General features: G+C 67.8%; 23 protein-coding genes. 10 read left to right on the top strand and 13 right to left on the bottom strand.

The window, feature by feature from the left end; genetic code table 11:
• Positions 1–84: 84 nt before the first annotated feature.
• The 3 genes from rho to hemE form a co-directional block, all read right to left on the bottom strand.
• Positions 85–1,350 carry a transcription termination factor Rho gene (gene rho, locus ACTIFS_RS01645; RefSeq protein WP_439572286.1) on the bottom strand — a complete coding sequence of 422 codons (1,266 nt, stop codon included), beginning with the start codon at positions 1,348–1,350 and terminating at the stop codon, positions 85–87.
• A 220-nt stretch (positions 1,351–1,570) separates the two neighbouring features.
• A complete protein-coding gene (gene hemJ, locus ACTIFS_RS01640) occupies positions 1,571–2,086 on the bottom strand; it encodes a protoporphyrinogen oxidase HemJ (RefSeq protein WP_439572285.1) in 516 nt (171 codons plus the stop codon).
• Positions 2,083–3,120, bottom strand: coding sequence for a uroporphyrinogen decarboxylase (gene hemE, locus ACTIFS_RS01635; protein ID WP_439572284.1), 1,038 nt, complete (start codon positions 3,118–3,120; stop codon positions 2,083–2,085). Before hemE ends, hemJ begins: the two co-directional genes overlap by 4 nt.
• 369 nt (positions 3,121–3,489) lie before the next feature.
• On the opposite strand from hemE, the gene ACTIFS_RS01630 reads away from it, so the two are divergent.
• The 6 genes from ACTIFS_RS01630 (at position 3,490) to ACTIFS_RS01605 (ending at position 7,801) form a co-directional block, all read left to right on the top strand.
• Positions 3,490–4,344 (top strand): pyruvate, water dikinase regulatory protein, encoded by an 855-nt coding sequence (locus ACTIFS_RS01630; protein ID WP_439572283.1) that lies wholly within the window; start codon positions 3,490–3,492, stop codon positions 4,342–4,344.
• Positions 4,344–4,937 carry a Maf family protein gene (locus tag ACTIFS_RS01625; protein ID WP_439572495.1) on the top strand — a complete coding sequence of 198 codons (594 nt, stop codon included), beginning with the start codon at positions 4,344–4,346 and terminating at the stop codon, positions 4,935–4,937. Before ACTIFS_RS01630 ends, ACTIFS_RS01625 begins: the two co-directional genes overlap by 1 nt.
• Positions 4,934–5,767 carry a shikimate dehydrogenase gene (locus ACTIFS_RS01620; RefSeq protein WP_439572282.1) on the top strand — a complete coding sequence of 278 codons (834 nt, stop codon included), beginning with the start codon at positions 4,934–4,936 and terminating at the stop codon, positions 5,765–5,767. The genes ACTIFS_RS01625 and ACTIFS_RS01620 overlap by 4 nt, the downstream gene beginning before the upstream one ends.
• A gap of 1 nt (position 5,768) precedes the next feature.
• On the top strand, positions 5,769–6,362 hold the full coding sequence (gene coaE, locus ACTIFS_RS01615; protein ID WP_439572281.1) for a dephospho-CoA kinase: 594 nt from the start codon (positions 5,769–5,771) through the stop codon (positions 6,360–6,362).
• 16 nt (positions 6,363–6,378) lie between these two features.
• The gene (dnaQ, locus tag ACTIFS_RS01610) at positions 6,379–7,086 is read left to right on the top strand and encodes a DNA polymerase III subunit epsilon (RefSeq protein WP_439572280.1); all 708 of its coding nucleotides are present in this window, start codon (positions 6,379–6,381) and stop codon (positions 7,084–7,086) included.
• A 97-nt stretch (positions 7,087–7,183) separates the two neighbouring features.
• The gene (locus ACTIFS_RS01605; protein ID WP_439572279.1) at positions 7,184–7,801 is read left to right on the top strand and encodes a class I SAM-dependent methyltransferase; all 618 of its coding nucleotides are present in this window, start codon (positions 7,184–7,186) and stop codon (positions 7,799–7,801) included.
• A 6-nt stretch (positions 7,802–7,807) separates the two neighbouring features.
• Here the strand turns inward: ACTIFS_RS01605 and pdeM are convergent, their stop codons facing one another.
• The 4 genes from pdeM to ACTIFS_RS01585 form a co-directional block, all read right to left on the bottom strand.
• Positions 7,808–8,548, bottom strand: a complete 741-nt coding sequence (gene pdeM, locus ACTIFS_RS01600) for a ligase-associated DNA damage response endonuclease PdeM (protein ID WP_439572278.1) — start codon at positions 8,546–8,548, stop codon at positions 7,808–7,810.
• A complete protein-coding gene (locus tag ACTIFS_RS01595) occupies positions 8,545–11,109 on the bottom strand; it encodes a ligase-associated DNA damage response DEXH box helicase (RefSeq protein WP_439572277.1) in 2,565 nt (854 codons plus the stop codon). The genes pdeM and ACTIFS_RS01595 overlap by 4 nt, the downstream gene beginning before the upstream one ends.
• A 382-nt stretch (positions 11,110–11,491) precedes the next feature.
• A complete protein-coding gene (locus ACTIFS_RS01590) occupies positions 11,492–12,025 on the bottom strand; it encodes an SRPBCC family protein (RefSeq protein ID WP_439572276.1) in 534 nt (177 codons plus the stop codon).
• Positions 12,022–12,402: an ArsR/SmtB family transcription factor gene (locus ACTIFS_RS01585; RefSeq protein ID WP_439572275.1), complete on the bottom strand. Its 381-nt coding sequence runs from the start codon at positions 12,400–12,402 to the stop codon at positions 12,022–12,024. The genes ACTIFS_RS01590 and ACTIFS_RS01585 overlap by 4 nt, the downstream gene beginning before the upstream one ends.
• A gap of 238 nt (positions 12,403–12,640) precedes the next feature.
• Here ACTIFS_RS01585 and ACTIFS_RS01580 point away from each other — a divergent pair, with 238 nt between their 5' ends.
• The 4 genes from ACTIFS_RS01580 (at position 12,641) to ACTIFS_RS01565 (ending at position 16,275) form a co-directional block, all read left to right on the top strand.
• Positions 12,641–13,789 carry a tlde1 domain-containing protein gene (locus ACTIFS_RS01580; RefSeq protein WP_439572274.1) on the top strand — a complete coding sequence of 383 codons (1,149 nt, stop codon included), beginning with the start codon at positions 12,641–12,643 and terminating at the stop codon, positions 13,787–13,789.
• Positions 13,790–13,865: 76 nt separating this feature from the next.
• Positions 13,866–14,243, top strand: coding sequence for a DUF423 domain-containing protein (locus tag ACTIFS_RS01575; protein WP_439572273.1), 378 nt, complete (start codon positions 13,866–13,868; stop codon positions 14,241–14,243).
• A gap of 183 nt (positions 14,244–14,426) precedes the next feature.
• Entirely contained in the window at positions 14,427–15,599 is a 1,173-nt protein-coding gene (locus tag ACTIFS_RS01570; protein WP_439572494.1) for an MFS transporter, read from the top strand.
• A 73-nt stretch (positions 15,600–15,672) separates the two neighbouring features.
• On the top strand, positions 15,673–16,275 hold the full coding sequence (locus ACTIFS_RS01565) for a hypothetical protein (RefSeq protein ID WP_439572272.1): 603 nt from the start codon (positions 15,673–15,675) through the stop codon (positions 16,273–16,275).
• A 26-nt stretch (positions 16,276–16,301) separates the two neighbouring features.
• Here the strand turns inward: ACTIFS_RS01565 and ACTIFS_RS01560 are convergent, their stop codons facing one another.
• From ACTIFS_RS01560 to ACTIFS_RS01535, 6 genes are read right to left on the bottom strand one after another with little or no spacing between them, the layout of a single operon-like run.
• Positions 16,302–17,276 (bottom strand): type II secretion system F family protein, encoded by a 975-nt coding sequence (locus ACTIFS_RS01560; protein WP_439572271.1) that lies wholly within the window; start codon positions 17,274–17,276, stop codon positions 16,302–16,304.
• Between the two features lie 15 nt (positions 17,277–17,291).
• A complete protein-coding gene (locus tag ACTIFS_RS01555) occupies positions 17,292–18,281 on the bottom strand; it encodes a type II secretion system F family protein (RefSeq protein ID WP_439572270.1) in 990 nt (329 codons plus the stop codon).
• 4 nt (positions 18,282–18,285) lie between these two features.
• Positions 18,286–19,755: a CpaF family protein gene (locus ACTIFS_RS01550; RefSeq protein ID WP_439572269.1), complete on the bottom strand. Its 1,470-nt coding sequence runs from the start codon at positions 19,753–19,755 to the stop codon at positions 18,286–18,288.
• 24 nt (positions 19,756–19,779) lie between these two features.
• Positions 19,780–21,036 (bottom strand): AAA family ATPase, encoded by a 1,257-nt coding sequence (locus tag ACTIFS_RS01545; protein ID WP_439572268.1) that lies wholly within the window; start codon positions 21,034–21,036, stop codon positions 19,780–19,782.
• Between the two features lie 5 nt (positions 21,037–21,041).
• Positions 21,042–21,500, bottom strand: coding sequence for a CpaD family pilus assembly lipoprotein (locus ACTIFS_RS01540; RefSeq protein WP_439572267.1), 459 nt, complete (start codon positions 21,498–21,500; stop codon positions 21,042–21,044).
• Positions 21,501–21,523: 23 nt separating this feature from the next.
• Positions 21,524–22,972 (bottom strand): type II and III secretion system protein family protein, encoded by a 1,449-nt coding sequence (locus ACTIFS_RS01535; protein ID WP_439572266.1) that lies wholly within the window; start codon positions 22,970–22,972, stop codon positions 21,524–21,526.
• Between the last annotated feature and the right edge of the window lie 27 nt (positions 22,973–22,999).

Raw genomic sequence — 22,999 nt, 5'->3', positions numbered from 1 at the left:
GTGGCCGTCAACCTTGAAGAATTCGCAAAAAAGGTTCCGGATACGAATCGAAAGGTCTGTCGTTCCGGATCTGAATCGATCCGATCAGGTGTTCATCGAATCGAAGAAGTCGCCATTGACCTTGGTCTGCCGCAGCTTGTCGAGCAGGAACTCGATGGCATCGACCGTCCCCATCGGATTGAGGATTCGCCGCAGCACATACATCTTCTTGAGGATGTCCGGCGCCACCAGCAGCTCTTCCTTGCGGGTGCCCGAGCGTGTGATGTCGATCGCCGGGAAGGTCCGCTTGTCCGCCACCTTGCGGTCGAGGATGATCTCGGAATTGCCGGTGCCCTTGAACTCCTCGAAGATGACCTCGTCCATGCGGCTGCCGGTATCGATCAGCGCGGTCGCGATGATGGTCAGCGACCCGCCCTCCTCGATATTGCGCGCAGCACCGAAGAAGCGCTTCGGCCGCTGCAGGGCATTCGCATCGACGCCGCCGGTCAGGACCTTGCCCGAGGAAGGCACGACCGTGTTGTAGGCGCGGCCCAGACGCGTGATGGAATCAAGCAGGATCACGACGTCACGGCCGTGCTCGACCAGGCGTTTCGCCTTCTCGATGACCATTTCGGCCACCTGGACGTGGCGGGTCGCCGGCTCGTCGAAGGTCGACGAGATCACCTCGCCATTCACCGAGCGCTGCATGTCGGTGACTTCCTCGGGCCGCTCGTCGATCAGCAGCACGATCAGATAGCACTCCGGATGGTTCCGGGTGATCGACTGGGCGATGTTCTGCAGCAGGACCGTCTTGCCGGTGCGCGGGGGCGCGACGATCAGCGCGCGCTGGCCCTTTCCGAGCGGCACCACCACGTCCATGATTCGCGCGGAGAAATCCTTCTTGGTCGGATCTTCCGCCTCCATCTTCAGCCGCTGATTCGGGTAGAGCGGCGTCAGATTGTCGAAATTGACCTTGTGGCGGGCCTTTTCCGGCTCCTCGAAATTGATCAGATTGACCTTGAGCAGCGCGAAATAGCGCTCGCCCTCCTTCGGGGAGCGGATCTGGCCTTCCACCGTGTCGCCGGTCCTCAGACCGAAGCGCCGGATCTGCGAGGGCGAGATGTAGATGTCGTCGGGGCCGGCGAGATAATTCGCATCGGGCGAGCGCAGGAAGCCGAAGCCGTCCTGAAGAACCTCCACCACGCCTTCACCGATGATGTCGATATCCTGCGAAGCCAGTTGCTTCAGGCAGGCGAACATCAATTCCTGCTTGCGCAGGGTCGAGGCATTTTCCACCTGCAACTCCTCGGCAAAGACGAGGAGCTCCGTCGGTGATTTCGTCTTGATGTCCTGGAGCTTGATCTGCTGCATCGGAACCGGAGGGGATTTGGTCGCAGCCCACGATCCGACCGATCCGGATCAGGCTGCTGGAGGAGGGGAACTGAAAGCCGCAGATCTGGCGCAACAGACGGCCGGGAGCCGATGTCCGGGCCGCTGGGCAGCACGGGGATCTGGCTGCGACAGGGCCTTGTCTGCTTCGGGAGGCCAGATTGCAATAATCGCAGCGCCGGGGCTTTGCAAGCGCCGATGTCTAGAACGGCTTGACGATGACGAGAATGACGATCCCGACCATCAGGACCGTCGGCACCTCGTTGACGATGCGCCAGTGCCGCTGGTCCCTGACGTTCCTGTCCTCGGCAAAGGCGCGTCTGGCGGCCGACAGGTAGCCATGGGCGCCAGAGAGCAGCAGGACCAGCAGCAGTTTGCCGTGCAGCCACCCGCCCCGGAAGCCAAAAAGCACCCAGGCCAGCCACAGGCCGGTGATCCAGGCGACGATCATTGCCGGATTGATGATGGCGTTCACCAGCCGCCGTTCCATCACCTTGAACGTCTCGGATGTCTCCGAGCCCACCGCCACCCCGCAATGATAGACGAACAGGCGCGGCAGATAGAGCATGCCGGCCATCCACGAGATGATCGCGACGACATGAAGCGCCTTGATCCAGTCAGCCGCTCCCGCCGGCACCAGGGCGATCATCCCGAAAACGAGACCAACCGTCAGCGCCACCGCCACAATGGCGCGGATCATGGGCGTTCCCGCATTCATGACCCGGTTCCTGCGCGAACGCGGCTGATCATCTGTTCGACATGAGCGACGGGAGTCGGCGGCAGGATGCCGTGCCCAAGGTTGAAAATGTAGCGTCCACCGCGATAGGCCGCCAGCGCCGCGTCCACCGCGCGGTCGAGCGCCTCGCCACCTGCAAGCAGCGCCAGCGGGTCGATATTGCCCTGCACGGCCACACGCGGCTGGATTTCACGTGAAACAAAAGCCGCATCGGCGGTCCAGTCGAGGCCCACCGCATCGGCTCGCGTCTCCGTCACGATCGACCGGAGCCGCGTGCCTGCCCCCTTGGGAAAGGCGATCACCGGAAGCTCCGGATGACGGGCCTTCAGCGCGTCGATGATCCGCGCCACCGGCTCGACGCACCAGCGTCGGAACTGCTCCTCGGGCAGAACGCCGGCCCAGGTGTCGAAAATCTGGACAGCATCGACCCCCGCCTTCACCTGGCCGGACAGATAGTCCACCGACGCGGTCACCAGCCGGTCGATCAGACCGGAAAAGCCTTCTGGGTCCCGATAGGCGAAGAGCCGGGCCGCTGTCTGATCCTCGCCGCCCCGACCGGCGATCATATAGGTCGCCACCGTCCAGGGGGCCCCGCAGAAGCCGAGGAAGGTCACGTCGGCGGGCAGAGCCTGCTTCACCCGCGCCACGGTCTCGTAGACCGGCTCCACGACCGCCGGCGACAGGTGATCGGCAAGCCCGGCGATAGCGGCCCTGTCCGCTAGCCCGTCGAGCCGCGGCCCCTCTCCCGCCTCGAAGCTAACCTCCTGGCCGAGCGCATGCGGCACCACCAGAATATCGGAGAACAGGATGGCCCCATCGAACCCGAAGCGCCGGATCGGCTGAAGTGTCACTTCCGCCGCCAGTTCCGGGTTGAAACACAGGTTCAGGAAAGAGCCGGCCTGGTCGCGCACCGCCCGATACTCGGCCAGATAGCGCCCCGCCTGTCGCATCATCCAGATCGGAGGAACCGACCGCGTTTCCCCATTCAGCACGGCCAGGAGAGGCTTGCTCACCATGATCCCGTCTCTCCCGACTCTTCAATGAATCAAGTTCTTAAGGACTCTGCTTTGATTCCTTGACGCTGAATTAGGCCAACGAATCGCCATCCACAATCCTCCCACAGGTCGCAGGCCAGCCGCGCCGTCCAGCTTGCCTGACCACTGATCGCAAACCATTGCCAAGACACTTGTTATTGTCATCTACCGCGTATCACGGCCAGTTATCCCCGTAACTCCCATCACTCGCCTGAAAGCTCCGCCTGAGGACAAGGTGGGGACAGATTTGCCCCCTCGTCCCCAGGTCGGGGTTGCTCTCGGCCCGGAGCCATGGCCTTGTCCCCTTCCATCCACAGGCTCAGGCCTCGCCCGGTCGCAATCGCCCCATCCATGCCGCAGCGTCACGAGAGCTATTTTCACCTCCATCTCGTCTCCGATGCCACCGGCGAGACCCTGATGACGGTCGGCCGGGCGGCCGCCGTGCAATATGCCTCGGTTTCGGCGATCGAGCACGTCTATCCGCTTGTCCGCTCGCAAAAGCAGCTCGACCGCGTCCTGGCCGAGATCGAGGCCAATCCGGGCATCGTTCTCTACACCCTCGTCGATCACGAACTGTCGGACCGGCTGACCACCAAATGCAAGGAGTTCGGCTGTCCGTGCCTCTCCGTGCTCGAACCCATTCTGTCGCTGTTCCAGAACTATCTGGGTGCTGCCTCCACCAACAGGGTGGGCGCCCAGCACATGCTCAACGCCGAGTATTTCCAGCGCATCGACGCGCTGAACTACACGATGATGCATGATGACGGGCAACTGGCCGAGAACTGGGACGAGGCCGATGTCCTGCTTGTCGGAGTCTCGCGCACGTCCAAGACGCCGACCTCCATCTATCTGGCGAACCGGGGCATCAAGACCGCCAACTGCCCGCTCGTGCCCGGCATTCCCCTGCCGCCCAAGCTGGAGCAACTCACCAAGCCGCTGATCGTCGGGCTTTTCGCCAGCCCCGAACGGATCGTCCAGATCCGCGAGAACCGCATCCTCAGCCTGAACGCGCCGCGCGATCAGTCGAGCTACATCGATCGTGCGGCCGTGACCGAGGAGATCGCTACGTCGCGGCGGCTGTTCTCCTCCCATGGCTGGCCGATCATCGATGTCACGCGCCGGTCGATCGAGGAAACGGCGGCGGGCATCATGTCGCTGCTCAGGGACCACCGGCGCCTGCTCGCCGACAAGGCCGGACTGTCATGATGCGGCCGGTCCTGGCCTCCGCATCGCGCACGCGCGCGGCCATGCTCGCGGCCGCAGGACTTGAGGTCGACCTTGTGCCCGCCGCCATCGACGAACGCGCGCTGGATGCCGGCTGGACGGCGCAGGGTCTGGGCCCCGATGCGATCGCGGTCCGCCTCGCCGAGGCCAAGGCGCGGGACGTCGCCGCCCGCCATCCCGGTCGGCTCGTCATCGGCGCCGACCAGACGCTGGCGCTCGGCTTGCACCGCTTCTCCAAGCCCGCCGACATGGCGGCAGCCCGGCGCCAGCTCATGGCGTTGAGGGGGCAGGTGCATCATCTGCATGCCGGTGTCGCCGTCATCCGCGACGGCACCGTCCTGACCGCGACAGTGACCACGGCGGCCATGCATGTGCGCGCCTTCGCCGATGCCTTCCTGGACAACTATCTGGAGGCGATGGGGCCGAAAGTGCTCGCTTCGGTCGGCTGCTATCAGGTGGAGGGCATCGGCATCCAGCTGTTCGAACGCATCGACGGCGACTGGTTCACCATCCTCGGCATGCCGCTCCTGCCCCTGCTCGCTGTCCTGCGCGACGAAGGCGCTCTGCCCGCATGATCCGGGCCTGTGTGGTGGGCTGGCCGATCAGCCATTCCCGTTCCCCCATGATCCATGGCCATTGGATCGAGACCTTCGGCATCGACGGCGCCTATGGCCGCGAGGCCGTCGCCCCGGAGGATTTCGCGGGCTTCATCACCACGCTCGCCGACCGCGGCTATGCCGGATGCAATGTCACCCTGCCCCACAAGGAGCAGGCGCTGGCCATGGTCGAGGATGCCGACGCGGCGGCCCGCGCGGTCGGCGCGGTCAACACCGTCTGGCTGGAAGGTGGCCGTCTGCGCGGGGCGAATACCGATGTGCCGGGCTTTCTCGCCAGCCTGGACGCGTCGGCCCCCGGCTGGGACAGCGGCCTCGACCATGCCGTGGTCCTCGGCGCCGGCGGTGCCGCGCGGGGCATCGTCCACGGCCTGATCGAGCGGGGCGCCGGCATCGTCACGGTGGCGAATCGATCCGCTGATCGCGCCGAAAGGCTCGTTTCCGACCATCCGGTTGGCCGCATCAGCGCCACGGCGCTTGCCGACGTGGGCCCCGCGCTGCAAACGGCCGACCTCCTGGTCAACACCACGTCGCTCGGCATGAAGGGCCAGCCCGCACTCGACCTGCCGCTCGACAGCCTGAAATCCTCCGCGCTGGTCACCGACATCGTCTATGTGCCGCTGGAGACAGACCTGCTGCGCGCGGCGCGGCTCAGGGGTCATCCGACCGTCGGTGGCCTCGGAATGCTGCTGCACCAGGCCGTGCCGGGCTTTGCCCGCTGGTTCGGCCGCACGCCAGCCGTCACGACGGCGCTGTACGACCTCGTCGCCGCGGATATCGGGAGATCCTGACATGCTGGTCCTCGGCCTCACCGGCTCCATCGGCATGGGCAAGTCGACAACCGCCCGGTTCTTCCGCGAGCTCGGCATTCCCGTCCACGATGCCGATGCCGCCGTTCACCGGTTGTATGCGGGCGAAGCCGTGCCGCTGATCGAGGCCGCCTTTCCGGGCACGACGGCCGGTGGCCGGGTGGACCGGGACAGGCTCGGCGCGGCCGTCATCGGCAATCCGGAGGCCCTGAAGCGACTGGAAGCGATCGTCCATCCGCTTGTCGGCAAGGCCGAGCGCGAGGTTCGCACGCGGGCGGCGGCCGCCGGCCATCAGCTCCTCGTTCTCGATATCCCGCTGCTGTTCGAAACCGGCGGCGAGGCCCGTGTCGACGCGGTGGCGGTGGTCTCCGCGCCGAAATCTGTGCAGCGCGAGCGGGTTCTCGCCCGGCCGGGCATGACCGAAGCCAAGCTGGACGGTATCCTTGCCCGGCAGATGCCGGACGAGGACAAGCGCCGACGCGCGCATTTCGTCATCGATACCGGCCGTGGCATGGATGCGGCACGCCGCCAGGTTGCAGATGTGGTGAAGGCCCTCGCGGGATCGCGGAGGGCCTGAGCGAGAGGGACGAGGGATGCGAGAGATCGTTCTCGACACCGAAACGACCGGTCTCGATCCGCTGCGCGGGGACCGGCTGGTCGAGATCGGCGGGATCGAGCTGGTCAATCATTTCCCGACCGGCCGCAACTATCACGTCTATATCAATCCCGAGCGCGACATGCCCGAGGAGGCCTTCCGCGTTCACGGCCTGTCTGCCGCTTTTCTCAGCGACAAGCCGGTCTTTGCCGCCGTGGTCGAGGAGTTCTCGTCCTTCGTCGCGGGAGCACGCCTCGTCATCCACAACGCGACCTTCGACATGGGGTTCATCAATGCCGAGTTGAAGCGCACCGGGCGCCAGCCGATCGGCTTCGATGTGGTGACCGACACGCTGTCCATGGCGCGCCGACGCTTTCCGGGCGGCTCCAACAGCCTCGATGCGCTGTGCTCCCGGTTCGGCATCGACAATTCGCGCCGCACGAAGCACGGCGCGCTGATGGACGCTGAACTGCTTGCCGAGGTCTATATCGAACTCATCGGCGGACGGCAGGCGAGCCTCGGTCTGGCTGCGCGGTCAAGCGGCATGGACCGGGGTGCGGCCTCCCGCCAGGCACCGCTGGTGCGGCCGCAGCCGCTGGCGCCGCGGCTGACGGAAGAAGACCTCTCGCGCCACGAGACGTTCATCGACGAACTCGGCGACAAGGCCATCTGGCACGCCGTCAGGCGGGCCGCTGAGCGCGGGTGATGCGGCTTTCACGCCGCCTTGACCCTGCGGGAACATGCCGATACCAATGACAACCCTGTGACAGGACCCGGCCGGGATCCTCATTCGGGACCGCTGCATGGTCGACTACACGCCATCGAGCCGGGCAGTCTTGCGCCGGTCGCCTGACAAGCGACAGGACGACGAAACCCGTTTTCTCAAGAACTGGCTGAAGAACCCGCTTCGCATCGGCGCCGTGACGCCGTCCGGACCGGTGCTTGCGCGCAAGATGGCGAGCCACGTCGATCCGAACGGCACCGGCCCCGTCATTGAACTCGGTCCCGGAACAGGACCGATGACCGCAGCGCTGGTCGATCGCGGCGTCGATCCTTCCCGCCTGGTCCTCGTGGAATATTCGCCGGACTTCTGTCGCCTCCTCAGGGACCGCTTCCCGAAGGCAACCGTGGTGCAGGGCGACGCCTATTCGCTGAAGAAGACCCTTGCCGGACTGCTGCCGGCCCCGGCCGATGCGCTGGTCTCGGGCCTGCCGCTCATGACCCGCCCGGAGCCGCTGCGCCTCAGGCTGGTTCAGGAGGCCTTCGACCTTCTGAAGCCCGGCGCGCCGTTCATCCAGTTCACCTATTCGGTGGTTTCGCCCGTGCCGCTGAAATCGGCGAACTTCTCGGCCGAGCCCTCGGAGCGCATCTGGCGCAACATTCCGCCCGCCCGGGTCTGGGTCTATCGCCGCGGTTCCTGATGCCGCTCAGTCGGGCAGGCAGGATGCGCGCCCGACCGGATAGACCGCCTCGTCTCCCACCGCGAGAACGCTGAAAGTCCGGCCGAACAGGCTGCGGATCGCGGGATCGAGCACGTTCAGTCCGCCGGTGAAGGCCCCGAAAGCCGGGAGAACCAGCCGCGTGCCGTCGCCGACAAAGGCGCGTCGGCGCACCGAGCGGCCGCGCCCGGCAATTCGCGCCACCGGATGGAGATGTCCGGCAATCTCGCCGGCGGCGGCCGCTTGCGAGGGAATGTGAACGAAGCTGAGCCCGGCCTCCACGAACTGCGTGGCATGGAGGCCCGCAAATCCGGCACCGGACAGGTCCGGATCGTGGTTGCCGGCGATCCAGACCCAGTCGGCCCCGCGCTGCAGGGCAAGGAGCCCCTGCCGGTCGTCCGTCGCCATCCGGTCCGGACCGCCGCCGTCATGAAAGCTGTCGCCCAGCAGGATGACCCGCGCCGGCCGGTAGCGGGCCATTACAGCCCTGAGGGCCGACAGGGTCGCCGCCGTGTCATAGGGCGGCAGGAAGATGCCGCGGGCGGCATGGGCCGAGCCCTTTTCGAGATGCAGGTCGGACACGACCAGCGTGCGCGGCGCCTCCCACCAGAGTGCGCCGGACGGGTCGGCGACGAGGTCGTGTCCGGCAACGGTGGCCAATGTCTCCGGCCGGCGCGGGCCGGGCCTCGCTCCGGTTGCGGTCAAGGCGCCCTTGGCGGCCTGCCTCATGCGTCGTCTCCCAGTCCGGCCTCGGCCAGCAGCATCGCCTCGGCCTCGGCAAGGATCGCGTCGGCGGCCTCGCCATGGACCGGCTCGCGCCCGATTTCCAGCATGACCGGCACGGCCAGCGGCGAGATGCGGTCGAGCGCACGATGCACGATTCGGCCCCGGATGCGTGTCAGCATGTCGGAAAGCCTGGCAATGTCGAGCAATCCGGTCGCCGCATCCGCCCGCGCCGCCTTCAGCAGGATGTGATCGGGCTCGTGCCGGCGCAGCACGTCATAGACGAGGTCGGTCGAGACCGTCACCTGCCGGCCGGTCTTTTCCTTGCCCGGATGACGGCGCTCGATCAGGCCGGCAATGACGGCGCAGGCGCGGAATGTGCGCTTCATCAGCTGGCTCTCGTCCAGCCATGCCTCCAGGTCGTCGCCCAGCATGTCGGCGTCGAACAGGGCGGCGAGCGAGGGCCGGCCGGCCGTCACCGCCCGGCCGACATCGCCGAGGCACCATGCCGACAGCGAATAGTCGTTGGCGACGAAGCCCATCGGCCTCAGTCCCGCCCGTTCGAGCCGGCGGGTGAGCAGCATGCCGAGCGTCTGGTGGGCCAGCCGCCCCTCGAACGGATAGGCGACGAGATAGCTCCTGTCGCCGCGTGGAAAGGTCTCGACCAGCAGCTCGTCGCGCTGCGGGATCTGCGAGACGAGCCGCTGCAGCTCAAGCCATTCGGCGACCTGTCCCGGCAGGCGGTTCCAGGTCGCGGGGTCGGCGATCATCCGCCTGACCCCCTCGGCGAGGTAGGTGGAGAGCGGAAACTTGCCGCCATTGTAGGACGGCACCTTCGGTTCTCGTGCCTGGGCCCGCGACACATAGACCTCGTTCTCGACGAGGGCCTCGTAGCGCAGGATCTCGCCGGAAAAGACGAAGGTATCGCCGGAGACCAGAGTCTCAATGAAGAACTCCTCGATCTCCCCGAGAACCCGCCCGCCGCGGGCGATCGGCCCGGAATAGCCATGGGCCGGCTGGCGGGCCGATCGCACCAGCCGCACCTTCAGCATGGGCGATTCCACGATGGTGCCGACATTCATCCGGTACTGCGCGGCGATCTTCGGATGGGCGAGGCGCCACAGTCCGGCCTTGTCCTGGCGGATCTTGGCGTAGCGGTCATAGGTCCTCAGCGCATAGCCACCGGTGGCGACGAACCCGACCACCTGGGCGAAGGTCTGGCGGTCCAGACCCGCATAGGGCGCCGACCCTGTCACCTCGGCGAACAGCGCCTCTTCGGCAAAGGGTCCGGCGCAGGCGGTGCCCAGCACGTGCTGGGCGAGCACGTCGAGCGCGCCGGTCCGGATCGGCGGATTGTCCTGCGCGCCTGCCGCCACCGCCTCCAGCGCCGCCCGGCATTCCAGCACCTCGAAGCGGTTGGCCGGCACGAGGATCGCCCTCGAGGCCTCGTCGAGCCGGTGATTGGCGCGGCCGATGCGCTGGTTGAGCCGGCTCGCCCCCTTCGGCGCGCCGACATTCAGCACCAGATCGACGTCGCCCCAGTCGATGCCGAGGTCGAGCGAGGAGGTGCAGACCACCCCCTTGAGCCGGCCGGCGGCCATGGCGTCCTCGACCTTGCGCCGCTGGGCGACGTCGAGCGAACCGTGGTGGAGCGCAATCGGCAGGCCCTGCTCGTTGATCTCCCACAGGGCCTGGAACAGCATCTCGGCCTGCGAGCGGGTGTTGACGAAGACCAGCGTCGTCCGGTGGCGTTCGATCAGGTCGTAGATCTCGGCCAGCGCGTGGCGGGCCGAATGGCCGGCCCAGGGCAGGCGCTCGGCGGTGTCGAGCATGGACACGTCCGCCCGGGCCCCGCCTTCGGCCATCACCACCGCCGGTGGGGGCCGCCCGTCCTGCGGCAGCAGGAAGCGGGCGATATCGGCCGGCTCCTTGACGGTCGCCGACAGGCCGACCGTGGTCAGGCCAGGTGCCAACGCGAAGAGCCGCATCAGGCCGAGCGACAGGAGGTCGCCACGCTTGGAGAGCGCGAGGGCATGGAGCTCGTCCAGCACGACGCGCTTCAGCGAGCCGAACAGGAACGGCGCGTCGGGACTGGCGATGAGCAGCGCCAGCTGTTCCGGCGTGGTCAAAAGGATGTCCGGCGGGTCGGAGCGCTGGCGCTGGCGCTTGGCGGCCGGCGTGTCGCCGGTGCGGGTCTCGATGCGCAGGACGAGGCCCATCTCCTCGACGGGTTTCAGCAGATTGCGGGCGACATCGACGGCCAGCGCTTTCAGCGGCGAGATGTAGAGCGTGTGCAGGCCGGACCGGCGCGGCGGCGGTGCGCGCCCGACAGGCCCCTCCATGCTCTTCGGCCGTGGCCCTGCCAGTTCCACCAGCGTCGGCAGGAAGCCGGCGAGGGTCTTGCCGGCGCCGGTCGGCGCCACCAGCAGGGCCGAGCGGCCCTCGGCCGCCAGCGCCAGCAGGTCGAGCTGATGCGCCCTGGGCCGCCAGCCGCGCCCGGCGAACCAGGCGAGAAACCGTTCCGGCAGCAGGGTCTCACCGGCACGGCTTTGCTGGCGGGCGGACATGGCTCAGAACTAAACGGGAACGGCGGGCAGGGGAAGGGGCTTGGCACCGGCCGCTCAGCTCGATTGAGAATGATCCTATTGCAGGAAATCGTTCTTGGCACCGGACAAGTTCCGGCGTAGTGTGCCGCCTTGTCCAGGAGAGGGTCAGGTCATGGTCCGGGAAGCGATTGCAGGCAGGGCAGAAACGGGGCTGGCAGCCATCATCTGCGGCAGGCTGCATGCGTTCATCCTGCGGATCGAAGCCCTGTGGCGGCTTGAGACCTTCAACCGGGGGATCGTTCCGGCGGCGAATCGCTCGTCGGGCCAAGCCGGAACGGCCGGCAGCGTGCCGGTCGCCGCGGCACCGGCGCCTGACCGGATCGGGACAGGCGCCGGCCGGCAATCACAGGCCGAGCCGCTGCTTGTATTCCTCCTTCAGGCCCATCCAGTGGCTCCAGAACACCGGCGGCTCGCGGCCGGCCGCGCGGGCAGCGAGCACGTCGAGATGGGCGTGCCAGCCAGCCGAGACATTGAGCCGCATGCCGGGGTCGTCGATGCGGCGATGGATGACGGTCAGCAGCACGCCGTCCCCCTGTTCCTCAAGGGCGAAGGTGACATCGCCGGAGCCGGCCCAGGTGAAGCTGATCCGGTTCGGCGGATCGAGCTCGGTGATCCGGCTGGCCATGCGGTGCTCCTCGGAAAAGCCTTCGGGCCGCGCGGCCGGCGGGTCGTTCAGCTCGCCGTTGCGCCAGACGAATTCGAAGGGCGCGCCGACGCGCAGCTCCATCTCGCCGGCGGCAAGCCATTTCCGGCGGCGGTCGCTCTCGGTGAGATAGGCCCAGACCCGCTCGATCGGGCCGGGCAGGTGCCGGCGGATGGTCAGTGTCGCCGGTTCGGTCAGCACGCCAAAGGCGTCCAGGGTCGCAAGATCGGTCATGCGTCGTCTCCTTCAGGGGGTGTGGGTCGGGAAGCGGGGGCGGAATGCGCGGCGTCCTCGCGCAGCAGGCGCTCGAGCACGTCGAGACGGCTGGTCCAGAAGCCCTCATAGGCAGCCAGCCATTGATGCGCGCTGGCGAGCGGGCCGGGATCGAGCCGGCACAGATGCGTGCGTCCGCGCACCTCGCGGCGGATCAGGCCGGCGCCTTCCAGCACGCGGATATGCTTGGAGGCGGCGGCCAGCGACATGGCGAAGGGGCTGGCAAGCTGGCCGATGCTGCGCTCGCCCCCGGCCAGCGCCTGCAGCATCTGCCGGCGGGTGGCGTCGCCCAGGGCGTGGAACACGGCGTCCAGCTGCGATGTCTGTAATTCAACCATGTGGTTGAATGTAGCCGTGCGACCGGGAACTGTCAACCACCTGGTTGAATATAATCGGCCTTAGACCGTTTCACGCGGCCTTAACCACGGCGATGCCATGAAGGAGACGAAATTGCCCTCTTTCTCATCGCGCGCCGATCCGGCAGAATAGGGCCAAGGGCGCTTCCGGCTGGGAAGCCCCGCCGGCACGCGGGATCTGGGGGCTCGACGTACCGGAATGGAGACGGTCGTGCGGTTGATGACGCAAGGGCGTGACACCCTCTGCGAGGCTAGGCACGGTGCGACAGGTTCGCGCCGGCGCGGAGCGTTTGCCGTTGTCGCCCTGACCCTGTCGGCGCTTGTCGCGGGTGCCGCAACCTACGCCGCCATCGATCCGCGCGTCGCCAGGACCGGTCCGGCTTCCGATCTGTCTGCCGCGCCCCGTGCGGTTCTGTCCTCGATCCGCCCCGATTCCGGTCTGCTTCGCCCCGAGCCCACGGTGGGCGCGGCCGTCATGGCCTTCGGCCGCAATTCGCCCCTGTCCGCTCGTCTGGAAGCGCCGCCCGAACCGGTCGCCGCGCCCTTCACGGTGGCCAGCTTGCCGCCGACATCCGTTTCCCTGGTGCTGCCGGATGCCGCCCCGGAACCGGAGGCCGGGACCGTTCCGGAAGACGCGCCCGATCTCGCCGCGCCGCTGCCGCCCGCCCGCCCGGCGTCACCGGTCGCACCGTCGCTTCTCGGCGCGCCCATGCCGATGCCCCGCCCGGCGGATGCGCCGTCCGCCGCCACGGCCGAACGGCAATCCCCCGGCGCCCGCCGCTCCGCGCGCGCGTCCGAGCCGCCAGCGGCGTCCACGGCACCGAATGACGGCCGCTCGCTGTTCCAGCGCCTGTTCGGCCAGCCGCGCGAGCCGTCCGGGCCGGAACTTGCCTATGCTCCGGCCAACAGGCCGATGAACGATGCCACCGGCCCCTCGCTGGGCGAGCGGCTGCGGTTTGCCTTCCGCGGACCGGCGCCGCGTCCGCCGCCCGGCACCGCCATCTACGACATCACCGCGCGGGCGGTGTACCTGCCGAACGGCGAGCGGCTGCGCGCCCATTCCGGCCTCGGCGAGAAGATGGACGATCCGCGCTTCGTCCATGTGCGGATGGAGGGGCCGACCCCGCCGCATACCTATGACCTGGTCGAGCGCGAGGCGCCGTTCCATGGCGTGCGCGCCATCCGCCTCAATCCGGTCGGCGGGTCGGAAGCCATCCATGGGCGCACCGGCCTGCTCGCCCATCACTTCCTGATGGGCCCGCGCGGCGATTCCAACGGCTGCCTGTCCATCGAGCAATATGACAAGTTCCTGCAGGCCTATCTGCGCGGCGAGATCCGCCGCCTGATCGTGGTCGCCCGCTCGTCCTGACCCTTGTCTCGCCCACTACTGGCCCGGCAGGTCCGTGCTCCGGCCGGGCCCTCGCTGCCCATGACCCGAGAGATCCATGACCGCCACGCGCCTTCTCCTGCTCGCCGCCGGCCTGATGGGCGCCGCGGGCGTCGCGCTGGCGGCCCTTGCCAGCCATGCCTATGCCGGCACCAGCCTGCAGGTTGCCGCCGCCATGCTGTCGCTTCAGGCTCCCGCCGTGCTGGCCATTGCCATCGGGCGCAAGGCCGGCCTGCTGCATGACCTTGCGGCGCGCATCGCCGCCTGGGCCCTGGTCGCCGGAACGGTGATATTCTCTGCCGACATCGCCGCGCGCGTGCTGGCCGGATCCGGGCTGTTCCCGATGGCGGCGCCGATCGGCGGCTTCGCCATGATCGCGGCCTGGCTTCTGGCGGCCCTTGCCGGCCTTGCCGGCGGGGCGCAGGCCCGCGGCTGAGCCGGTACGGGCGCCCGCGCCGGCCCTCCGCTCCGCCAAAGCTGCACAGGCGCCCGGCAACCCTGCCTCTGTCTTGGGCAGAGCGCGCGGTGCTAGCGTGGCATTCCCTGCCGAGGAGCGCCATCCGTGCACCAGCCCCCGACCCCTGACCGCGCCGGCGACATCGACGGGCCGGCCGCCTGGATGCGTCTCGGCCTGGCGCTGGCCCTTGGCACTGTCGGCGGGGTCGGCATGTGGTCGGTGGTGGTGGTCATCCCCGTCGTCCAGGCCGATTTCGGCGTCGGACGCGGGGAGGCCGCGCTGCCCTATACGCTCGCCATGCTCGGCTTTGCCATCGGCGGTGTCGCCCTTGGCCGGCTGACCGACCGGTTCGGCATCGTCGTGCCGGTGCTCGGCGGCACCATTGCCATGGGTCTCGGCTATCTCGTCGCCGCCTCAGCGCCGAACATCTGGGTCTTCGCGCTTGCCCACGGCCTGATGATCGGCATCGGCTCGGCGGCCATCTTCGGCCCGCTCATCGCCCATGTCTCGCTCTGGTTCGACCGCCGGCGCGGCATTGCCGTGGCGGTGGCGGCCTGCGGCAATTACCTGGCTGGCACCATCTGGCCGCAGATCGTCCGTTTCTCGCTGGACTGGGCCGGCTGGCGCCTCACCCATGTGATCATCGGCATCGTGGTGGTGGTGGCCATGGTGCCGCTCGCACTGATGATGCGCAGCCCGCCGCCGGTGGCCGATCCGGGCACCGTCGGCTTTGCCCGCGTGGCGAGCCCGGCCGCGCTCGGGCTCTCGCCCAATGCCCTGATGGTGGCGCTGGCGGTGGCCGGCATAGCCTGCTGCGTGGCCATGTCCATGCCGCAGGTCCATATCGTCGCCTATTGCGCCGACCTCGGCTACGGCGTGGCGCGCGGCTCGGAAATGCTCTCCCTGATGCTCGGCTTCGGCATCATCAGCCGGGTGGCGTCAGGCTTCATCGCCGACCGCATCGGCGGGCTGGCCACGCTGCTGCTCGGCTCGGCCCTGCAGGGCCTCGCCCTCGTCCTGTTCCTGACCACGGACGCGCTGACCCCGCTCTATTTCTTCTCCATCCTGTTCGGCCTGTTCCAGGGCGGCATCGTGCCGAGCTATGCCATCATCGTCCGCGAATATTTCGCGCCCGGCGAGGCGGGTGTCAGGGTTGGCATCGCGCTGATGTCGACCCTGCTCGGCATGGCCTTCGGCGGCTGGATCTCAGGCGTCATCTTCGACCTGACGCAGTCCTACCAGGCCGCCTTCATCAACGGCATCGCCTGGAACCTTGTGAACATCGCCATCGTTGGGTGGTTGCTGCGGCGTCGCGAGCGGCTCGCCCGGGCCTGACCCGGCATCCCGCCCTCGGCGCGGCAAGAAAACTTCGGCCGATGGTCGCCGGTATCCGGCGGAAGGACTCATCATGACGGGCGTGACCCGCATACCGGTCGATGTCCAGAACATCGACCAGCTCTACGCGACGTTCGATCCCTCGCCGTTCCACGAATTCAGCCTGAACACGACCGCGGCACAGTACATCGCCTCGCAGGCCTGGTACGCGCCACGCTCCGACCTGTTCGTGGTCGAACTGAGCCTGCGCGGCAAGCCGGCCTCGAAGAAGGACGCGGCCAAGGTCGAGGTCGTCGTGCGCCAGCATTTCACGCGCCTGGCCGCCAACGAGCAGATCAATTTCCGCAAGCTCCTGCGCACGGGCGTGATCTCGCTCGCCATCGGCCTGTGCGTGCTGGCCTTCTGCACCGCGCTGTCGCGGGTGGTCGACAATTCGCCGCTGCCGGATGGCTGGCGCGAAGGGCTGCGCGACGGCATTTCGGTGTTCGGCTGGGTGGCGAACTGGCGACCGGCGCAGATCCTTTTCTACGACTGGTGGCCGCTCAAGCGGAACCGAAACCTCTACCGCCGGCTGGCCACCGCCGATGTGGTTCCCGGCAAGGTCGGGACGAAGGACCAGCCCGGCGAGGAGGTGGCGCCGCTCGACACCATGCCGATCGAATCCGGACAGACCTAGAGTCTTGGGGGGCCCGGCCGTGGCTGTCAGTTATGGGCCCAGAAGCGGATGGCCGCCGGCCCCATGATGACGATGAACAGGCAAGGCAGGAAGAACACGATCATCGGCACGGTCAGCTTCGGCGGCAGGCCGGCAGCCTTCTTCTCGGCCTCGGCCATGCGCATGTCGCGGTTTTCCTGGGCCATGACGCGCAGGGTGTTGGCCAGCGGCGTGCCGTAGCGCTCGGCCTGGATGAGCGCCATGCAGACCGACCGGACGCCTTCCAGGTCGGTTCGCTTGGCGAGGTTCTCGTAGGCGAGCCGCCGGTCCTGCAGATAGCTGAGCTCGGCGGTCGTCAGGGTCAGTTCCTCGGCGAGCGGGATCGACTGGGTGCCGACCTCCTGGCTGACGCGCTTGAACGCCACCTCGATGGACATGCCGCTTTCCACGCAGATCAGCAGCAGGTCGAGCGAATCCGGGAAGGCCCGCCGGATCGACAGCTTGCGCTTGTCGATCTTGTTCTTGAGGAACAGCATGGGCAGCTGCATGCCGACATAGGCCGCGAACAGGGCGATCAGCAGGCGGACGATCGCCGGCTGCTTCATGTCGTTGACGACGAACAGGTAGAGCAGCGCGCCGAGGAAGGCGATGATCGGCACGAACAGGCGGAACACCAGGAAGACCATGTAGGGCCCCTGGCCGCGATAGCCCGCCTGGATCAGCTTGCCGCGCGCATCCTCCTGGCCGATATGCTTGGCCAGCTGCAGCTTGTCGACGAGTTGCAGCACCCAGGCCTTGGGCGTGTTGCGCACCATGACCCGGCTGTCGGCCGTCATGCGCGCCCGCTCGCGCTCGCGGATCCGGCTGCGCTCGACCGACACCGCCTTCATGCGGCGGCCGAGGCTGTCGCCGGCCAGCATGGGCATGGCCAGGGTGATGATCGTCGCCGTCACCGCAATCGCGATGAGCAGCTGGATCATGAAATCCCGGTCGTGAAGCTTCTCGATGACGAGGCCGATCATGAACGCATTTCCCCGTCAGAAGTCGAAATTGATCATCTTCCGCATGACCATCACACCGGTGAACATCCACAAGAGACAGCCGACGAGCATGAGGCGACCCATGTTCGTGGTCCACAGCAGCGAGATGTAGGTCGGCGTGGACAGATAGACGAAGATCATCACGGCCGGCGGGAGCGATGCGATGATGGCCGCTGACGACTTGGCCTCCTGCGACAGCGCGACGACCTTGGCCTTCATCTTCTTGCGGTCGCGCAGCACCTTGGACAGGTTCGACAGCGTCTCCGACAGGTTGCCGCCCGACCGCTGCTGGATCGAGACCACGATGCAGAAGAAATTGGCCTCGGCGACCGGCATCCGGTCATAGAGCTTCATGACCGCCTCGTAGAGCGGGATGCCGAGGGCCGTCTGCTCGATGATGTAGCGGAACTCGCTGCGGACCGGCTCCTGCGCCTCGGTCGCGACGATCCGCAGACAGTCGCCGATCGGCAGGCCCGCCTTGACGCCGCGCACGACGACATCGACTGCATTGGCGAGTTCGTTCAGGAAGGCCGCCATGCGCTTCTTCTTCAGATAGCCGAGCAGCCATTGCGGCACGCCGAAGCCGGCCACGAAGGCGGCCGCGACACAGGCGAGCAGCGGCGAGCCCATGAACAGCGGGACGAGAAAGCCGAGCGCGGCGAGAGTGCCGGAGATGATGTAGAACTGCTTCTTCGTCCAGGTCAGGCCGGCCTGGGTGATGCGCACCTGCAGGGGCGGTCGCGAGGCATTCTTCTGCCGCCGCTCGATCTCCTTCAGCGTGTCCTCGACGCTGGCGCGCTTGGCGGCCGCCTCGTCCTGCTTCTGGCCGCGCACCGGCCGGGCGGAGACGCCCGCCGTCGCCACGGCCTCGCGGCGCTTGTCGGCCTGAACCTCGCCGGACATGAAGGGGTAGATCAGCGCATAGGCGAGGCCGCCGGCACAGATGACCGCCAGCGCGATGACCGCAATGTTGTCGAAGTCGGTCATGGTCTCACTTCATCGGTTCGCCGACATCGGCGGCATCGAGCGCGGCGGCGAGGCGCTTGTCCTCGCCGTAATAGCGGGCCCGGTCCCAGAATTTCGGCCGGCCGATGCCGGTCGACCGGTGCCGGCCGGCAATGCGGCCGGCATCGTCCTCGCCGAGCATTTCATAGACGAACAGGTCCTGGGTGATGGGCGTGTCGCCTTCCAGGCCGAGAACCTCGGTGATGTGGGTGATGCGGCGGGAGCCGTCGCGAAGGCGGGCGGCCTGGATGATGACGTCGATCGAGCCGACGATGATCTCGCGCACTGTCTTGGCGGGCAGCGAATAGCCGCCCATGGCGATCATCGATTCCATGCGCGACAGGCACTCGCGCGGGGAGTTGGCGTGGATCGTGCCCATCGAGCCGTCATGGCCGGTGTTCATCGCCTGCAGGAGGTCGAACACCTCCGGTCCGCGCACCTCGCCGACGATGATCCGCTCGGGCCGCATGCGCAGGCAGTTCTTGACGAGGTCGGTCATCGTGATCCGGCCCTCGCCCTCCAGGTTCGGCGGACGGGTTTCCAGACGCACCACGTGCGGCTGCTGCAGCTGCAGCTCGGCCGCGTCCTCGCAGGTGATGATGCGCTCGTCGGAATCGATGTAGCGCGTGAGGCAGTTGAGCAGCGTCGTCTTGCCCGAGCCGGTGCCGCCGGAAACGATCACATTGCAGCGCACCCGGCCGATGACCTTCAGCACCTCGGCGCCCTCGGGCGTGATCGAGCCGAACTTGACCAGTTGCTCGAGCGTCAGCTTGTCCTTCTTGAACTTGCGGATGGTGAGCGCGGCGCCGTCGATGGCCAGCGGCGGGGCGATGACGTTGACGCGCGAGCCGTCGGGCAGGCGTGCGTCGCAGATGGGCGAGGATTCATCGACGCGCCGGCCGACCTGGCTGACGATCCGCTGGCAGATGTTCATCAGCTGCGAGCCGTCGCGGAACCGGATTCCGGTCTTCGAGATCTTGCCCGAGACCTCGATATAGACCGTGGCCGGGCCGTTCACCATGATGTCGGAGATGTCGTCGCGGGCGAGCAGCGGCTCCAGCGGACCATAGCCGAGCACGTCGTTGCAGATGTCCTCGAGCAGGTCCTCCTGCTCGGCGATCGACATCACGATGTTCTTGATCGTGATGATCTCGTTGACGATGTCGCGGATTTCCTCGCGCGCCGACTGGCTGTCGAGCTTGGCCAGCTGGGAGAGGTCGATCGCCTCGATCAGGGCCCCGAAGACCTGGCTCTTGGTCTCGTAGAAGCTCGACGAACGCTGGCGCTCCTCGATCGGAGCCGCCGGTGAATGGGCGGGCGCGAGCGGCGGCGAGGCGACGGCCGGGCGGGCCGGCGCAGCCGGAATGCTTGACAGAGCCGGCTTCGCAGCCGTCTCCGCCGGCCGCGCGGTGAGCTGGCCGGAGCCGGTTCCGCTGTTTCCTCGCTTGCCGAACATGTGTCCTCGACTGTCGGGTGGCCGTCAGGCCTTCTTGCGCAGCAGGGTGATCCGCTCGATGAACGGGGCGAACAGGCCGGACTTGGCCTTGCGGGTGTCGTGGCGTCCGGTCATGGCCAGCGCGAGTTCGGTGAACTGCTGCGCAACCTTGTGGCCGGGCTCCATCTCCGCGATCATCTGGCCGTTATTGGCGGCCGTCCCGAACAGCTGCGGCTCGAACGGGAAGACGGTGACCGGGTCGAGCTCCAGCGCCTTGGCGAAGTCGGCCGGCTTGATCTCGGGCCGCTTGGGAACGCCCGCCTGGTTGAGCACATAGCGCGGGGCCGGATCGTTCGGCCGCAGCGTCTTGAGCAGATCCATCAGATTCTTGGCGTTGCGCAGATTGGCAAGGTCCGGCGCGGCCACGACGAGAATCTCGTCGGCATGCGTCAGGATGCGCCGGATCCAGCTGGTCCAGCCATGCGGCACGTCCAGCACGATGGCCGGCGTCGAGGCCTTCAGGATGTCCATCAGACTGTCGAAAGCCTCCGGACCGAGGTCGAAGGCCCGCTCCAGCGTTGCCGGCGCGGCCAGCAGCGACAGGTTGTCGGAGCAGCGCGACAGCAGGCGGTCGACGAAGGCGGCGTCCACGCGGTCGGGCGAGAACACGACGTCGGCAATGCCCTGCGGCGGGTCCTGGTTGAAGTCGAGGCCGCCGGTGCCGAAGGGCAGGTCCATGTCGGCGAGGCACGTGTCGGTGCCGATATCGCGCGAGATCGCCCAGGCCAGGTTGTGGGCGATGGTCGAGGCCCCGACCCCGCCCTTGGCGCCGATCACGGCAATGGCGCGGCCGACCGGCTTGGCACCCTGTGCGGCATAGAGCGCGGAGACCGCCCGGATGATGTCGACCACCTTGACCGGGCCGATGAGATATTCGCTGACCCCCCGCGCGATCAGGTCGCGGTAGAGGACGATGTCGTTGACCTGGCCGACGACGATGACCTTGGTCGTGGCGTCGCAGACCTCGGCCAGTTCGTCGAGATGGGTCAGGATGTCGGTCTTCGAGCTGTTCGCCTCGAGCACGACCACATTGGGCGTCGGTGCCGTGCGATAGGCCTCGACGGCCGCCGGGGCGCCGCCCATCTGCACGCGCACATGGGCCTTGTCCATGCGCCGGTCCTCGGCCGCATCGGCGATCACCGAGGCAAGGTCGGGGCTCTCGCAGAAGGCCTGGAGCGAGATGCGCGGGACCGGAGCGATGTCGCCGGCGCCGGGGATTTCGGTTGCGGAGCTGTCGGTCACGGCGATCAGTTCCCTCGCACGGCGCTGCGGACGTCGGTCAGCGCCTGAATCGGCGTATGGATGGTGTGCGGGCCGGGGGCGGTGCCCAGGCGGTAGCGGCCGATGGCCGTCTGGCGCCGTGCGGCGTCAGCCTGCTGCTCGGCGCGGGGCGCCAGCAGGTCGTTGGGATTGGCGACGATGGCCGCCAGATTGTGCTGGGTGGCACAGCCATGGTTCCAGTGCGGATGGTTCATCGCGCTGAGCGTTCCGTCGGCCGGCCCCAGATCGTGGGGCCACTGGCCGCAGGGATGGGCGACGCGCGCACCATGCGTGCTGACCATGATCGGGTGGCGCTGGCGATAATCGACCGGGAAGTCGCGATCGATGGCCGCAATACGTGACTGCTGGCAGCCTGCCAGCATGAGGCCGGCAAGGCCGATCGCGGCCAGGCGGATCAGCGGGAGGCGGTAAGGGGCGCAGGCCATGCTCTCGATCCTCATTTCCTGCCTCAGTCGCGGATGAAGCCGACGGGGCCGTTGAAGCGGCCGCCGGCCGGTGCCGGGCCGGTGCCGTAGATGCGATTCAGGCGCCCGATCAGAATGCCGGCCGGGTCGGAGGCGTCGCGCAGGTTGTCGTCGGGCCGCGCGAGCTGGTTGGCCGAGACCGGCCGGGCGATATAGGGCGTCACCATGATGACGAGCTCGGTCTGGCCGCGCTGGAAGTCGCGCGAGCGGAACAGGGCGCCCAGGATCGGCATGTTGATGGCGCCCGGCAGGCCGGAGATCGCCTGGCGCGTCTGCTCCTGGATGAGGCCGGCCATGACCATGGTGCCGCCCGAGGGCAGCTCCACCGTCGTGTCGGCGCGCCGCGTCCGGAGGCCGCGGATGGACAGGTTGTTGAGCTGGACGGTCAGCTGGTTGTCGATTTCGGAGACCTCGACGCCGACCCGCAGGCTGATCCGACCCTCGGAGAGCACCACCGGCGTGAAGGCAAGCGCCACGCCGAAGGGCTTGAACTCGATGGTCACGTTGCCGGTCAGGTCGCGGCCCGTCGGTACCGGAAACTCGCCGCCGGCCAGGAACTTGGCCTGTTCGCCGGAGACGGCGGTGAGCGTCGGCTCGGCCAGCGTGCGGACCAGGCCGTGCTCCTCGAGGGCACGGACGGTGGAGGTGAAGACATTGTTGCCGACGCGCGTGCCGAGCACGGCCGCATTCGGCGGCGTGGTGCCGTTGGCGTTGAAGCTGCCGGCCGTCAGGAGGCCATAGACGAAGCCGCCGGCATTGCCGAGATTGCCGGTCGCGCCGGTGAGCGTCGCGGTCGGGTCGAAGGCCGACAGGTTGACGCCCAGCTGCTTCATGGCCGAGCGCTGAACCTCCGACACGGTGACCTTCAGGTGGACCTGGTCGCGGCCGCGGATGGAGATCGCATTGACGACCTTCTTCTCGTCGCCGACGAGGCGCGCCGCCACGTCCATGGCCTGCTGGGCCTCGAGCGGGGTCGCGGCCTGGCCCGACACCACCACCGATTCGCCGGCCGAGCGCACCTCGATATTGGCGTGCGGCAGCAGGGTGCGCAGCGTGGCCCTGAGCCCGGTCAGGTCGCGGGCGACGTCGATGTCGTAACCGGCGATCTGCCGGCCCTCGGCATCGAGGAAGAAGACGTTGGTCTGGCCGACGGCGACACCGATCAGGAACACGCGGCGGGCCGAGCGGACGACCGCGTTGGCAACCGCCGGATTGGCCACGATCACGTCGCGGGCATCGCGCGGCAGGTCGATCGAGACCGATTTGCCGACGCCCAGATTGATCATCTGGCCGGAGGCGCGCTGGCGCTGCACCGTGGATCCCTGGGCGAGCGCCTCGGGAATGGCGGCCGAGGCCATCAGCCCGCCGAGGAGTGCGGCGGCGATGCCGGAAAGGAGACGGCGCGCGGTCGGGCTTGCGGCGGTGCGGGGCATGGAGGCGGCTTCCGCTGACGGGTTTCG

The sequence above is a fragment of the Phreatobacter sp. genome, assembly GCF_051860605.1.
Taxonomy (GTDB): Bacteria; Pseudomonadota; Alphaproteobacteria; order Rhizobiales; family Phreatobacteraceae; genus Phreatobacter.
The sequence above is the reverse complement of the archived record's forward strand: the minus strand, read 5'-3'. Positions and strand labels throughout refer to the sequence as shown.